General features: G+C 46.8%; 12 protein-coding genes. 8 read left to right on the forward strand and 4 right to left on the reverse strand.

Translation table 11 applies throughout. The features are described from left to right. Positions 1-153: 153 nt before the first annotated feature. The 7 genes from glyA (at position 154) to DN730_RS08635 (ending at position 9,211) form a co-directional block, all read left to right on the forward strand. Positions 154-1,416: a serine hydroxymethyltransferase gene (gene glyA / locus DN730_RS08605; protein ID WP_115467712.1), complete on the forward strand. Its 1,263-nt coding sequence runs from the start codon at positions 154-156 to the stop codon at positions 1,414-1,416. A 60-nt stretch (positions 1,417-1,476) separates the two neighbouring features. Next, complete coding sequence (locus DN730_RS08610; RefSeq protein ID WP_115467713.1) at positions 1,477-2,730, forward strand: sarcosine oxidase subunit beta family protein; 1,254 nt, start codon at positions 1,477-1,479, stop codon at positions 2,728-2,730. Positions 2,731-2,744: 14 nt separating this feature from the next. Further along, on the forward strand, positions 2,745-3,029 hold the full coding sequence (locus tag DN730_RS08615) for a sarcosine oxidase subunit delta (RefSeq protein WP_115467714.1): 285 nt from the start codon (positions 2,745-2,747) through the stop codon (positions 3,027-3,029). Between the two features lie 11 nt (positions 3,030-3,040). Next, positions 3,041-6,058, forward strand: a complete 3,018-nt coding sequence (locus DN730_RS08620) for a sarcosine oxidase subunit alpha (protein WP_115467715.1) — start codon at positions 3,041-3,043, stop codon at positions 6,056-6,058. Continuing rightward, positions 6,051-6,704, forward strand: coding sequence for a sarcosine oxidase subunit gamma (locus DN730_RS08625; RefSeq protein ID WP_115467716.1), 654 nt, complete (start codon positions 6,051-6,053; stop codon positions 6,702-6,704). The genes DN730_RS08620 and DN730_RS08625 overlap by 8 nt, the downstream gene beginning before the upstream one ends. Positions 6,705-6,768: 64 nt before the next feature. Beyond that, positions 6,769-7,635, forward strand: a complete 867-nt coding sequence (purU, locus tag DN730_RS08630) for a formyltetrahydrofolate deformylase (protein WP_115467717.1) — start codon at positions 6,769-6,771, stop codon at positions 7,633-7,635. A 196-nt stretch (positions 7,636-7,831) separates the two neighbouring features. Next, the gene (locus tag DN730_RS08635) at positions 7,832-9,211 is read left to right on the forward strand and encodes an L-serine ammonia-lyase (protein WP_115467718.1); all 1,380 of its coding nucleotides are present in this window, start codon (positions 7,832-7,834) and stop codon (positions 9,209-9,211) included. 137 nt (positions 9,212-9,348) lie between these two features. Here DN730_RS08635 and DN730_RS08640 read toward each other — a convergent pair whose 3' ends face one another. The 4 genes from DN730_RS08640 to DN730_RS08655 all read right to left on the reverse strand — a co-directional run bounded on the left by DN730_RS08640 (position 9,349) and on the right by DN730_RS08655 (position 12,831). Continuing rightward, a complete protein-coding gene (locus DN730_RS08640; RefSeq protein ID WP_115467719.1) occupies positions 9,349-9,807 on the reverse strand; it encodes a MarR family winged helix-turn-helix transcriptional regulator in 459 nt (152 codons plus the stop codon). A 154-nt stretch (positions 9,808-9,961) separates the two neighbouring features. Further along, complete coding sequence (locus DN730_RS08645) at positions 9,962-11,281, reverse strand: TRAP transporter large permease (protein ID WP_115467720.1); 1,320 nt, start codon at positions 11,279-11,281, stop codon at positions 9,962-9,964. Next, positions 11,274-11,777, reverse strand: coding sequence for a TRAP transporter small permease (locus DN730_RS08650; RefSeq protein ID WP_245957929.1), 504 nt, complete (start codon positions 11,775-11,777; stop codon positions 11,274-11,276). Before DN730_RS08650 ends, DN730_RS08645 begins: the two co-directional genes overlap by 8 nt. A gap of 19 nt (positions 11,778-11,796) precedes the next feature. Beyond that, complete coding sequence (locus DN730_RS08655) at positions 11,797-12,831, reverse strand: TRAP transporter substrate-binding protein (RefSeq protein ID WP_115467721.1); 1,035 nt, start codon at positions 12,829-12,831, stop codon at positions 11,797-11,799. Between the two features lie 288 nt (positions 12,832-13,119). On the opposite strand from DN730_RS08655, the gene DN730_RS08660 reads away from it, so the two are divergent. Next, positions 13,120-14,676 carry an acyl CoA:acetate/3-ketoacid CoA transferase gene (locus tag DN730_RS08660; protein ID WP_115467722.1) on the forward strand — a complete coding sequence of 519 codons (1,557 nt, stop codon included), beginning with the start codon at positions 13,120-13,122 and terminating at the stop codon, positions 14,674-14,676. Positions 14,677-14,697 lie beyond the last annotated feature (21 nt).

Here is a 14,697-nt window from a genome sequence, read left to right on the forward strand (position 1 = left end):
AGATTTAGACTATCCTTGAACCGTGCCATGCCTTTATTTATCGAGGTTTTGAGCCTGTCGTAAATAACCATTATTTTGACGCATTCTGAAATGTCGTCAAGCGGGGGTTTCCATAGTATCCATCCATGGTTTGTTTTTACCCTGGAGAGCGATATGTTTTACAAGTCAGATACAGTTGAAAGTTTCGATGCGGAATTATGGGCAGCGATGCAAAAAGAAGCCGTTCGTCAAGAAGAGCATATCGAGCTGATTGCTTCTGAGAACTACACAAGCCCACGCGTTATGCAGGCGCAAGGTTCAGTATTAACCAACAAATATGCTGAAGGCTACCCAGAAAAGCGTTACTACGGTGGTTGTGAATACGTTGACGTTGTAGAACAACTGGCGATTGATCGTGCCAAAGCATTGTTTGGCGCTGAGTATGTAAACGTACAGCCACACTCTGGCTCGCAAGCAAATGCTGCAGTATTCATGGCACTTTGTGCTCCAGGAGACACTGTGTTGGGTATGAGCCTGGCGCATGGTGGCCATTTAACTCACGGTGCCCACGTCAACTTTTCAGGCAAGATCTACAACGCAGTTCAGTACGGACTAAATGAAACCACTGGTGAAATTGATTACGACCAAGTTGAAGCGTTAGCGGTTGAACACAAGCCGAAAATGATTATCGCAGGCTTTTCTGCTTATTCTCGTATCGTCGACTGGGCGCGTTTCCGCGAGATTGCTGACAAAGTAGGTGCTTATTTATTTGTTGATATGGCGCATGTTGCTGGTCTGGTTGCAGCAGGCTTGTATCCGAACCCTGTTCCGTTCGCCGATGTTGTAACGACAACGACACATAAAACGCTTCGCGGCCCACGTGGTGGTTTGATTATCTCGCGTGATAATGAGCTAGAGAAGAAATTGAACTCCGCTGTTTTCCCTGGTGGTCAAGGTGGCCCATTGATGCACGTTATTGCTGCAAAAGCTGTAGCGTTCAAAGAAGCATTAAGCGACGAGTTCAAAAGCTACCAAGCACAAGTCGTGAAAAATGCTAATGCAATGGCTAAAGTCTTCGTGGCTCGTGGCTATGACGTTGTTTCAGGTGGAACGGATAATCACTTGTTCCTACTTAGTTTGATTAAGCAAGGGTTAACAGGTAAAGCCGCTGACGCAGCACTAGGCCGTGCAAACATCACGGTTAACAAAAATGCGGTACCTGGCGATCCACAATCACCTTTTGTTACATCAGGTCTACGCATTGGCTCACCAGTTATTACAACTCGTGGCTTCAAAGAAGAACAGTGCGAGCTGCTAGCGGGATGGATCGTTGATCTATTAGACGTACTAGAGCAGCCAGAAGCACTAGAAGAAAAAATCACCGCAGTGAAAGAGCAAGTAAAAGCGCTTTGCGCCGAATACCCAGTCTATCGCTAGTTTTACCACTTTGTGCAGCTCTATCAGAAAGTAGAGCTGCCACGATAAGGAGCTGACACAATGCAGCAATATTCCGGATTTGGCTTGTTAAAGCACAGTCTTAGCCATCATGAAAATTGGCAGCGAGTTTGGCGCAACCCAACACCGAAGAAAAAATATGATGTCATCATTATCGGTGGCGGTGGTCACGGCCTAGCAACGGCATATTACCTAGCGAAAGAGCATGGTATTACCAATGTAGCGGTCATTGAAAAAGGTTATCTAGGTGGTGGTAATACGGCACGTAACACCACCATTGTTCGTTCTAACTACTTGTGGGACGAATCCGCTCATTTATACGAGCATGCAATGAAACTATGGGAAGGTCTGTCTCAAGACCTGAACTACAACGTTATGTTCTCTCAGCGTGGCTGTTTGAACTTGGGTCATACATTGCAAGACATGCGTGACATTGAGCGCCGTGTGAATGCGAACCGTTTAAACGGCATCGACGGCGAAGTGTTGGATGCGAAGCAAGTAAGCGAAATTGTTCCAATCCTAGACTGCTCTGATAACGCGCGTTACCCAGTTATGGGCGCTTCTTGGCAGCCGCGTGCAGGCGTTGCTCGTCACGATGCGGTGGCATGGGGTTATGCTCGTGGTGCGGACATGCGTGGCGTGGATTTGATCCAGCAAACAGAAGTGGTGGATCTGATCATTGAAGACGGCACGATCCTAGGCGTTAAAACTGATCGTTACGGTGACATTATGGCGGACCGAGTAGGTTCTGTTGTCGCCGGTAACTCGTCTGTGGTTGCTGCAATGGCTGGGTTTGAATTGCCGTTAGAGTCACACCCGCTACAGGCGCTTGTTTCTGAACCGATCAAACCGATCCTAGATACAGTGGTGATGTCTAACCATGTACACGGATACGCGTCTCAATCAGACAAAGGTGATTTGGTTATCGGTGCGGGTATTGATAGCTACACAGGTTACGGTCAACGTGGTTCTTACCCAACGATCGAGCATACTGTGCAAGCTATAGTAGAGATGTTCCCGATCTTTAGTCGTGTTCGCATGAACCGCCAGTGGGGCGGTATCGTTGATACCTGTCCTGATGCATGTCCAATTATCTCTAAAACTCCGGTTAAGAATCTTTTCTTCAACTGTGGCTGGGGAACAGGTGGATTTAAAGCAACACCTGGGTCAGGTAATGTATTCGCTGCGTCGTTGGCGAAAGGTGAGATGCATGAGTTGGCAGAGCCATTCTCTATGTTCCGATTCCACAATGGCGCGCTGATTGATGAGCACGGCGCAGCTGGTGTAGCACACTAACGGGAGACTCGTTCATGTTTTATATTTATTGCCCTTACTGTGGTGAACACCGCGAAGAAGAAGAGTTCCATAACCACGGTCAAGCTCACATTGAGCGCCCGAAAGATCCTGACTCTTGTACTGATGAAGAGTGGGGTAACTACATGTTCTTCCGTAAAAACCCTAAAGGTCTACATCATGAGATCTGGGTACATGCGGCAGGCTGTCGTAAGTTCTTCAACGTTACTCGTCACACGGTAACGTATGAAATTAAAGAAGTTTACAAAATGGGTGAGCAACCGAAAGTGGTTGCAGAGTAAGGGAGCGGATCATGTCTCAGAAAAATCGTCTACAAAGCGGTGGCCGAATTGACCGTTCTAAGCCACTTACTTTTACTTACAATGGTAAGCAATATCAAGGCTTCGCCGGTGATACGTTAGCATCTGCTTTGCTTGCAAACGGCGTTGATCTAATCGGCCGTAGTTTCAAATACAGCCGTCCTCGCGGTATCGTTGCTGCGGGTGCTGAAGAGCCAAATGCCATTATGCAATTGGGCGCGACAGAAGCGACGCAAGTACCAAACGTTCGTGCAACGCAGCAAGAGCTTTTTGCAGGTCTTGTGTCAGGTTCAACGAATGGTTGGCCAAGTGTTGACACAGATATCATGGGGCTAGTGGGTAAAGTGGGTGGCAAGATGATGCCTCCAGGCTTTTACTACAAGACCTTCATGTACCCGCAATCGATGTGGGAAACGTACGAAAAAGTGATTCGTAAAGCGGCTGGTTTAGGTCGTTCTCCGCGTGAGTATGATGTCGATATTTACGACAAAATGAACCAGCATTGTGACGTTATGGTGGTTGGTGCAGGCCCTGCTGGTTTAACCGCAGCGTTAGCAGCAGCACGTGGCGGTGCGCGCGTAATCATTGCCGACGAGCAAAATGAATTCGGTGGCAGCTTATTAAGCAGCAAAGAAACGCTTGATGGCAAAGCGGCTTCTGCATGGGTAGCGGACGTCGTAAAAGAGCTTGAAGCTAATGAGAATGTCATTGTGCTTCCTCGCTCTACTGTGAACGGCTATCACGATCATAACTTCCTAACGATCCATGAGCGTCGCACCGAGCATCTTGCTGATCGCGCACCAAATGGTGCCGTTCGCGCGCGCTACCATCGGGTTCGTGCTAAATGGGTGGTTCTAGCGACGGGTGCCCATGAGCGTCCATTGGTATTCGGTAATAACGATGTACCAGGCTGCATGGTTGCAAATGCTGTTTCGACCTACATTTCTCGCTACGGTGTTGTGCCGGGTCGCGAATTGGTTCTTATGACAACGAATGACAGCGCATACCAAACGGCATTGGATTGGCATGATGCAGGTCGTAAGGTCCAAGCGATCGTTGATACACGTAAGAATCCAGCTGGCAAACTTATCGATGCGGCGCGCGAGCGTGGTATCACTGTAATGACGGGTTCCGCTGTCATTGATGTTCAAGGCAGTAAGCGTGTATCGGGTGTATCGGTTGCGCCAATTAGCGAAGATGGTACTAAGGTAACAGGTTCAGTTAAAAAACTAAGCGCTGATACGGTTGCGTCGTCAGGTGGCTGGAGTCCAGTTATTCACCTATCTTGCCATACAGGTTCTAAGCCTATTTGGAATGAAGAAGTGCTTGGCTTCCTACCTGGCAAAACAGTGCAGAAACAGCTGACTGCGGGTGCTATCAACGGCACGTTTACTACGGCTGGCGCGCTAGAAGAAGGTAAGAAAGCTGGCCTTGAGGCGCTAGAGAAGATGGGCAAAGACCTTCCAAGTATGGACGTTCCAGCAACGGAATCCGTGACATACGGCAAGTCTATGGCATTGTTCCATGTGCCGCACACGAAGCCAACGTCTCAAGCACCTAAGCAATTTGTAGACTACCAAAACGACGTAACGGCAGCAGGGATTGAACTTGCATGTCGCGAAGGTTTTGAGTCGATTGAACACGTTAAACGTTACACAGCAATGGGCTTTGGTACGGACCAAGGTAAATTGGGTAACATCAACGGTATGGCGGTAGCGGCAAAAGTTCTCAACCAGTCTATCCCTGAAACAGGTACAACGATCTTCCGTCCAAACTACACGCCAATTACATTTGGTGCGATAGCAGGTCGTGACTGTAAAGAGCTGTTTGATCCAGAGCGTTACAGTGCGATGCACAAGTGGCATTTGGAGCATGGCGCGAAGTTTGAGGATGTGGGCCAATGGAAACGTCCTTGGTACTTCCCTAAAGCGGGCGAATCCATGCAGCAGGCACTAGACCGCGAGTGCTTAGCAACACGTGAGTCGGTTGGTATTCTTGACGCTTCGACGTTAGGTAAGATCGATATTCAAGGTAAAGATGCGCGTGAATTCTTAGGCCGTGTGTATTCTAACGCTTGGGCTAAACTCGGGGTAGGTCGTTGTCGATACGGATTAATGCTTAAAGAAGACGGTATGATCTTCGATGACGGTGTAACGTCTTGCCTAGCGGAAAACCATTTCCTAATGACGACAACGTCTGGTGGGGCTGCAACCGTCCTAAATTGGTTAGAGCTATACCATCAAACTGAGTGGCCAGAACTGGATGTGTACTTCACATCGGTTACGGACCATTGGGCAACAATGACAATCTCTGGTCCAAACAGCCGTAAGCTGCTTGAGGAGCTAACCGACGCTGATGTGTCTAAAGAAAGCTTCAGCTTCATGGATTGGAAGCCTATGACAGTCGCTGGTGTGCCAGCTCGTGTATTCCGTATCTCGTTTACTGGTGAGCTGTCTTTCGAGATCAACGTACAAGCGAACTATGGCTTACATGTTTGGGAAAAACTGTTCGAACATGGTGAGAAGTACAACTTAACGCCTTACGGTACTGAAACTATGCACATCTTGCGTGCAGAGAAAGGGTTCATTATTGCAGGTCAAGACACAGATGGTTCTGTTCACCCGTACGATCTAGGTATGGGATGGGCGGTTTCGATGAACAAACCGTTTAGTTTTATCGGTAAGCGTGGTATGCAGCGTGAAGACTGTGTTCGTGCTGAGCGTAAGCAAATGGTGGGCATCAAAACTCTGGATCCAAACGTCGTACTGCCTGAAGGCGCTCAAGCTGTATTTGATCCAACTGCATCGATTCCAATGCCAATGGTGGGTCATATTTCTTCGAGCTACTGGAGTGCAACGCTGGGTCGTTCCATTGCATTAGGCTTTGTTAAGGGTGGCTTAGAGAAGATGGGTGAGAAAGTGTACTACCCACTTGCCGATGGCCGCGTTGTTGAAGCAGAGATCTGCAGCCCAATTTTCCTAGATCCAAAAGGGGAGCGTCAAAATGTCTGATGTTAATAGCGAAGCGCCAACTGTAGCCCTAATGGATCAGTTGCCAGATGCTTCAATTCAAGGCCAATCGCCATTGTTTCATGCCGACCTAGCGACTGTTGCTAAAAAAGGTCCGAAAACAGGTGGTGTCGTATTCAAAGAACAAGCATTAATGGGGCAAATCACCCTACGCTTGAATGCAGAAAATGCTGAGCAGTTGAAAGCGGCTGAAAAGGTATTGGGTGTGTCTCTGCCAACTCAACCTCTAACATCTGTTGAAAGTGGAGACGTTTCAGTTCGCTGGATCTCTCCTGACGAATGGTTGATCATCGTTCCGGGTTTGAAAGCCTTTGACGTTGAGTCTGCCTTACATGCAGCGCTAAGCGGTCACTACCAAGTGGTTAACGTTAGCGGTGGATGGACAGTGTTTATGCTGTCAGGCAAAAATGCCCGTGATGTGCTGCAAAAATCTGCACCCGTTGACGTTCATCCAGCGGCTTTCCCAGTGGGTAAAGTGGTCACGACTGTCTTTGCGAAAAGCAGTGCCATCATTCGTCGCGCTGGAGATGATCAGTATGAACTAGTCGTACGTCGTAGTTTTGCTGATTACTTGTGGTTATGGCTTCAAGATGCGAGCCGTGAATACGGCTTGGTTGTTGAAGCGTAAGCTCAATTTTCTACCCCTAGGGCTGGTCAATTAGATCAGCCCTCTTTTCTTGTGAGAATGTCCGATGAAATCAACTACAAAACCATGGATTTTTACGGCGAGCTGCCCGAGTGTTATTGGTACGGTAGATGTTGTAACGCGCTTTATGGCGGAATCAGGTAACTATGTCGATGAAATCCACTCATTTGATGACCGCGAGGCGAATCGATTTTTTATCCGCATAGAATTTTTTCCGCAGTCTACCGATTTTAGTGCGGACGAATTTCGCGCAGAGTTTGGACCGCGAGCGAAGCAGTTTGATATGGATTGGGAGCTGACAGCGCCAAATCATCGTCCGCGTGTGGCGATTATGGTGTCGAAATACGATCACTGTTTGAACGATTTACTCTACCGTTACCGTACGGGTCAGTTAAATATTGAAGTTCCTGTTATCATTTCCAATCACCCTGATTTGGAATCGTTGGCGCAATGGCACAATATTCCTTATCACCATTTGCCGATCACCGCAGATACGAAACCACAGCAAGAAGCGCAAGTACGTGAGTTAATTGAACAGTACGACGCTGAATTGGTTGTGTTAGCGCGCTATATGCAAGTGCTGTCGTCTGAAATGTGTCAGTACTTAGATGGTCGTGCGATCAATATTCATCACTCTTTGTTGCCTGGATTCAAAGGGGCTCGTCCTTATCACCAAGCTTGGGAAAAGGGTGTGAAGATGGTTGGAGCAACGGCTCATTATGTCAACGATGACCTAGATGAAGGTCCAATTATCTCTCAAGGCATTCAAACCGTCGACCATGCGCATTATCCCGAAGATTTAGTCGCAAAGGGGCAAGATGTCGAACGTGTAACCCTGTTTAATGCAGTGAAGAATCACGTAGAAAAGCGCGTCTTTTTGAATGGCAAGCGCACCGTGGTCTTCGGTCGCTAAAACGAAGTAGCGCTTCGGCGCTACTTTAATCAGGTCCTCCCCCCAAGGTAGTCCCGTCGTTTTATCGCCGAATTTGATATCCAAAATTTGCTGGATCCAAATTTGCGTGCAAGTACTTGTATTTATCATGGAATACGAGTATTTGTTTCCTAATGTTAAATTATGTTTCTAATAGGAAACTTTTTCTGGAGGCGTCATGTCTATCAGCGTGTTTGATCTTTTTAAAATCGGCATCGGTCCCTCAAGCTCCCATACAGTCGGTCCGATGGCCGCTGCAGCAGATTTTGCTGAGGCATTATCGACTAGTAAGCTTACGGTAGATGTGGTTCGTGTCTCTGTTGAGCTATATGGTTCACTTAGTGCAACAGGTAAAGGTCATGGTACAGATCACGCCATCATCATGGGATTAATGGGAGAACGCCCACACAGTATTGACCCTGAATGTGTGAATGCTCGGATAGAATCGTTGCTAGCAAATCAGCGGCTAATGTTGGCGCCAGAGCGAGAAATTGAGTTCATATGGGATCGTGATATGCAGTTGCTAGAAGAGGCACTACCGTATCACCCTAATGCGATGCGCTTAACGGCATACGATGCGTCGGGCTCTATTTTGTACCATAACACTTACTACTCTATTGGTGGTGGTTTTGTCATTGATGAATCAGAAGCGACAGCGGATGCTCACCTAGTACCACAAGTGGATGTGCCATATAACTTCAACAATGCCGTTGAGTTGCTGAACTTATGTAAAGAAAATGGCTTAAGCATTAGCCAACTTATGATGGAAAACGAGAAAGTTCTCCGTAGTGAGCGAGAAGTTCGAGATGGTCTTATGGACATTTGGGCTGCCATGAAAGACTGTATCGCCACAGGCTTGCATAAAGAAGGTGTATTGCCAGGTGGCCTCAATGTTCGACGTCGAGCTATGAGTCTCCATAAGTCACTAATTCGTGCGACACGCCCGAACATTATCAGCTCCACGCTTAGTGCAATGGATTGGGTAAATTTGTACGCACTGGCGGTGAATGAAGAAAATGCTGGTGGTGGTCGTATGGTGACTGCGCCAACGAATGGTGCGGCAGGCATTATTCCCGCTGTATTAATGTATTACATGGAGTTTACACCGAATCCCTGTGAAGAGAACGTTGTCGATTTCTTATTGGCAGCCGCAGCGATTGGTGCGCTATGTAAGAAAAATGCCTCTATTTCTGGTGCAGAAGTAGGGTGCCAAGGCGAAGTAGGTTCTGCGTGCGCAATGGCGGCAGCGGGGCTCGCCGAAATCATGGGAGCTTCCCCACAACAAGTAGAAAATGCAGCAGAAATAGGCTTGGAGCATAATTTAGGTCTGACGTGTGATCCGGTTGGCGGTCTCGTTCAAGTCCCATGCATTGAGCGAAATGCGATTGCAGCAATGAAAGCGATCAACGCAACGCAAATGGCATTGCGCGGTGATGGTGAACACTTTATCTCCCTAGATAAAGTGATTCGTACCATGCGAGACACAGGTAAGGACATGCAAGATAAGTATAAAGAGACCTCTCGTGGTGGCTTAGCCGTCAACGCGATCGAGTGTTAAAAGCTTTCTAGCAGACAATTAAAAAAGCCTCTTTTACTTTTGTAAAAGAGGCTTTTTGTTGAACGAGTCATCGTATTTGATTCGCCATCCGATACGTTCGCTAACATATAGCTAGTATGGTTTTAGCTTCAACAATTTTATCTAGCTAAGCGCTCGAGCGCTTCCAGCAGCCATTTTTTTTCGCTGTCATCGTTTAGGCGTTCGGCGGCCATTTTGTTTTCATAAGCCACGACGCGGTCACATAGAGTTTTGAAAAAAGTTTGGCCTTCGCTAGTCATAAACAGTGCATATGAGCGACGATCATTTTTTGCAGGCCGCCGTTCCAGTAGGTTTTTACTTTCTAGTTTATCGACGGCAGCCACCATTGCAGAGCGGTCATTACCTAACGCTTGAGCAACAGCGGTTTGAGTAAGGCCAGGGTTACGTTCTACTATCGCGAGTACGGCGAAGAGCCCGGGGCTAATACCCAAGTCAGCGCAGACTTCTCCGAATTTGTTAAAAAAGTTCATTTGAGCACGGCGCAAACGGTAGCCTAAAAATTCATTTAGAACACCAAAATCAACGTCTTGGTCATTACCCTTATTGGCGTCTTGCATGCGTGTCTTCCTAATTCTATGGCCTTGAGTATGGCGCGTTATTGTAATACAAGGAATTAAGTTGGTGAATCGTATAACAGTTAATGTTTTAACTAATCTGGGAATTAGGGGCCAACAGGCCCCTTTTTATTTCGCTTTATGGTCAGTGAGTACATCAACCTATGGCGTGTACTAGCCCCAGTGTGATTCCTGGGAAAATGAGCAACAGCGCGACCCGTACAAAGTCGGACAATAAGAATGGGACCACACCTTTGAAACACTCTTTTAAAGGCAAGGTTTTATCAAATGATTTGATGATAAATATATTCATTCCTACGGGCGGAGTAATCAGTCCCACCTCCACAACAACGAGTGCAATGATGCCGAACCAAATCCCTAAATCTTCAGTAGGCATGCCAAAGTCCATCGACATTATGATAGGGAAGTAAATCGGTATGGTTAGCAGAATCATCGCTAAACTATCGAGGAAACAACCCATGATCAAATACGTGATGAGCATGAGGACTAGAATCGTGTAAGGCGATAGGCCTGAATTTGTCAGAATATCGACACCGACATCAGGTAGTTTCGACAGCGCGATGAAGACACTGAATAGGTCGGCTCCAAGCACAATAAAAAAGATCATTGCTGAGGATACAGCGGTCTTGATTAAGCTGCTGAGAAACCCTTCAAGTCGCATTTTACCATGTGTGATCGCTAGGATTGCTGTCAGCACAACACCGACTGAAGCTGCTTCTGTCGGTGTGAAAATACCGAGGTAAATACCACCCAATACAATTAGAAATATTAGGGTTATGTGCCAGACATCGCGGGTTGATTTAAGCTTTTGAGCCCATGTTGTCTTTTCACCACGAGGACCTGTGTTAGGGAATAAACGCACATAGATCGCAATGGTGAGCATGTATCCACCTGCGGCTAAAAAGCCAGGGATAAATGCAGCGATGAACATTTTCGAAATATTTTGCTCAGTCAACACCGCAAAAATGATTAATACCATAGAAGGTGGTATTAGAATGCCAAGTGTGCCACCCGCAGCCAAAGCGCCTGCGGCTAAACTACCGGAGTATTTTAAGCGACGCATTTCAGGTAAAGCGACTTTACCCATTGTTGAGGCAGTGGCTAGAGAGGATCCACAAATCGCACCAAACGCTGCACAGCCCGCAACGGCGGCCATGGCGATGCCGCCTTTTTGGCGACCTACCCACGTATTACAGGTTCGGAACAGCTCGGTAGTGATGCCTGATCGAGTGGCGAGTTCGCCCATTAACAAAAACAGTGGAACAACGGATAGGTCGTACGTCGAAAATTTTGCGACAGGCGTTGTTCCTAAGTATTCCAATAGTGCTGGTAGTCCGCCAATCGAAACATAGCCAATGGAGCCACATAGCATCATTGCCAAAGCGATTGGAATACGGATGCTCATAAGGACGAGGAGCACCCCCATCAGCAGAAATGCGAGTTCAATATTACTCATCGTATTCTCCCGAATCGCGTGAAAGCAGCTGTGTGACGCCACACAATGCACATAAACTAAAGCTAATCACGCCCACAACATAAACCCACCAAATAGGTAGCGCGAGAATCATGGTTTGTTCGTAATAATCTTTGGATTCAATGCCACTAAGTGTCATTCGATAAGCGAACACAGCGGTGGCAAATGTAAATAAAAAATGCCCGACATTATCCAATAGTCTGATCGTTGCAGGGCGGCAGCCGGAGGTAAAAAGGTCCACGATGACGTGTCCACGGCGAAGATAACATTCAGGTAAGAATAGAAATACCGCAATGGCTAATCCCACTTCGGTTAACTCGTAATTACCTTCAATAGAGTGGCCGAAGAATGTTCTGCCGAGAATGCTGGCGACCGTAATGATCGCCAGCGTCAGCATGATTAGACCTCCAGCGAGAGCAAAGATTTGAGATAATCGTCTCAGTGCTCTCGATACTACTTGTGCCATTAATATAGTCATGCCAAATTACCTGAGTGACTTACATTGCTTCGTATTTATTAACTAAATTACGAGCTTTGTCCAGCAAGCGTTGACCGTCGTAATCGTCGTCATTCATATCTTCTACCCACTCGTCGACAATCGGAGCAAGCTTGGCTTTCCAGCGGTCATACTCGGCGCCTTCGATAGTGTCAAAGGTATTGCCTTCACCTACTGCGTGTTGGCGACCAACATACTCGTAGTTATCCCAAAGTGTTCCTAAGTGGCCAGCAAGAGACAACCCAGAGTTGTCATCAATAACTTTTTTGAGATCGTCAGGTAGGTCTGCATACACATCTTTGTTCATCGCAAAAATGAATGTGTTGGTATATAGGCCGCGGTCTCCTTTGAACTCTGTATGGTAATCAACTAATTCATCGATTTTCATCGGTAAAACGACTTCGTACGGTAACACTGCAACATCAAGTACACCCTTCGAAATAGCGCTTGGCATTTCTGTTACTGGCATAAAGGTGGTGTTGGCACCCAATGAGCGGAATGCGTCATTCATGATTTTATTCGGCGCGCGTACTTTCATACCGTCAAGGTCTTCAAGAGTCTTGATTTCTTTACTACGTGAATGAAGAGAGCCTGGAGCGTGGGTGTGCATGGACAGCAAATGAACGTCTTTCATTTCATCTTGCATTTCAGTTTCGGCGTATTCTTGCAGCGCCATACTAGTCGCTTTAGCGGAACCAGGAATGAATGGCAGCTCAAATACAGTCGATTTCGGGAAGCGACCTGGGGTGTAACCTGTGACAGTCCATGTGATATCAACGATACCTTTACGAACTTGGTCAAACAATTGATTCGGTTTACCGCCCAATTGCATTGCAGGGTAAATCTCAATTTCAATACGGCCATTTGATTCTGCTTCTACTTTTTCGACCCATGGCTCAATAAATTGGCTGTGAGCCATCGCCATTGGCGGAAGCATATGATGTAGCTTAAACGTGTATTCCGCGTCTGCCATGGCATTAGCAGACAGAATTGCACCAGCGATTAGGGAAAGACTTTTACGACCTACATATTTCATTATACGAGACTTTTTTTAACTGCGTTTGCGTTGAAACAGTATAAGTCTATTTCTGCATAAACTGTTTAGCATTTCAACAAACTTGGACATAGAATTTTTAAACGACCTTATTGTAAAAAGAGAACGCGGGTTTACTCATCGGCAGTGTGGCCGAGAAAATCGCTTCTATATTAGTAAAATTATTTGAAAATATAATTGTTGTGGTGTACAACAAAAAGAGAGTTTGAGATTAACTCAATTGTACTGAGTGGTAACGCGCCTCACAAAACTAACAATAGAAGGTGAATTATGAGTAAGGTGATTTCTTTAGAGCAAGCAGCGGACCTTATCAAGGATGGCGATAGCGTCGCTTGGTCAACGGTTGGCATGTCATATTTTCCCGAAGCGGTTGCAGACAAGTTAGAGCAACGTTTCTTAGCGACCGGGCATCCGCAAAACCTCACTCTAATCCATGACTGTGGATGTGGCGATGGTAAAGATGCTGGTATGTCTCACTTAGCTCATCCAGGGTTAGTGAAGCGCCTGATCTCTGGTCATACGGGGCAAGCTCCAAAGATGGCTGGCCTTGTTTCACAGGATGCGATTGAGGCTTACTTGCTGCCGCAGGGCGTACTCACGACTATGTGGCGTCAAATTGCAGGGAACAAGCCCGGCGTTATTACTAAGGTTGGAATGGGTACATATGTCGATCCCTTGGTTAGCGGCGGTAAAGTCACATCATTGGCGACAGAGGATCTAGTCAAGCGAATCCAAATCGAAGAGGAAGAATGGTTATTGTACAAAACCTTTCCTTTAGATGTGGTTGTCATTCGTGCGACAACGGCTGATGAAAACGGCAACCTTTCGGTAGAAGAAGAGGCTATGTTGGCCGAGATACTTCCGATGGCCCAAGCTGCTCGCAATCGTGGCGGTATTGTAATTGCGCAAGTGAAATATCTAGCAGAAGCAAAAACTTTGGCGCCTAAAGACGTTAAGGTGCCAGGGGTGATTGTTGATTACGTTACCGTCGCACCGCCAGAGCAGCACATGCAAACAATCGTGACCGATTACAACCCAGCGTTGGCAGGTAATTCTCGAGTGCCGTTGAATGCCATTCCTCCTGTTAAATTCGGTGAGCGTAAAGTGATAGCGCGTCGAGCAGCAATGGAGCTGAAAGCCAATGCAATTGTGAACCTCGGCATTGGTATGCCGGATGGTGTGGCGTCTATTGCGGCCGAAGAAAATGTCGCAGATAAGTTTATGTTGACGACAGAGTTGGGAACCTACGGTGGTATTCCCGCATCAGGTGGCGACTTTGGTGCAGCGTGGAATCCAGAAGCCATTATCGAGCATGAAGCACAGTTTGATTTCTATGATGGTGGTGGTCTTGATATTGCGTTTTTAGGGCTAGCGCAGGCGGATCAGTCCGGCAATTTAAACGTTAGTAAATTTGGGCCTAAGGTCGTAGGGCCAGGTGGATTTATTAATATTTCGCAGAGCGCAAAGAAAATTGTGTTCTGTGGCACGTTGGTGAACGGAGCTAAGTTGGCAATTAAAGATGGTCAACTCACTGTATTAGAAGAAGGGCGTACACGTAAGTTTGTGAAGCAGGTTGACCATATCACCTTTAGTGGTGAATTTGCTCAGGCCAATAATAAGCCAGTTTTGTTCATTACCGAACGTTGTGTATTGGAGCTGCGTCCAGAAGGGATGGTGTTGACAGAGATAGCGCCGGGTCTTGATTTAGAGAAAGATGTTCTAAGTATGATCGATTTTACTCCCATCATTGCTGACGATCTAAAAACCATGCCTCAAGAAATATTCCAAGAAGTTTGGGGTGGACTAAACGCGTACATGAACGTTTAAGCATCACTCAAACAGAACAAC

It is taken from the genome of Marinomonas piezotolerans, assembly GCF_003362755.1.
Classification (GTDB): Bacteria; Pseudomonadota; Gammaproteobacteria; order Pseudomonadales; family Marinomonadaceae; genus Marinomonas; species Marinomonas piezotolerans.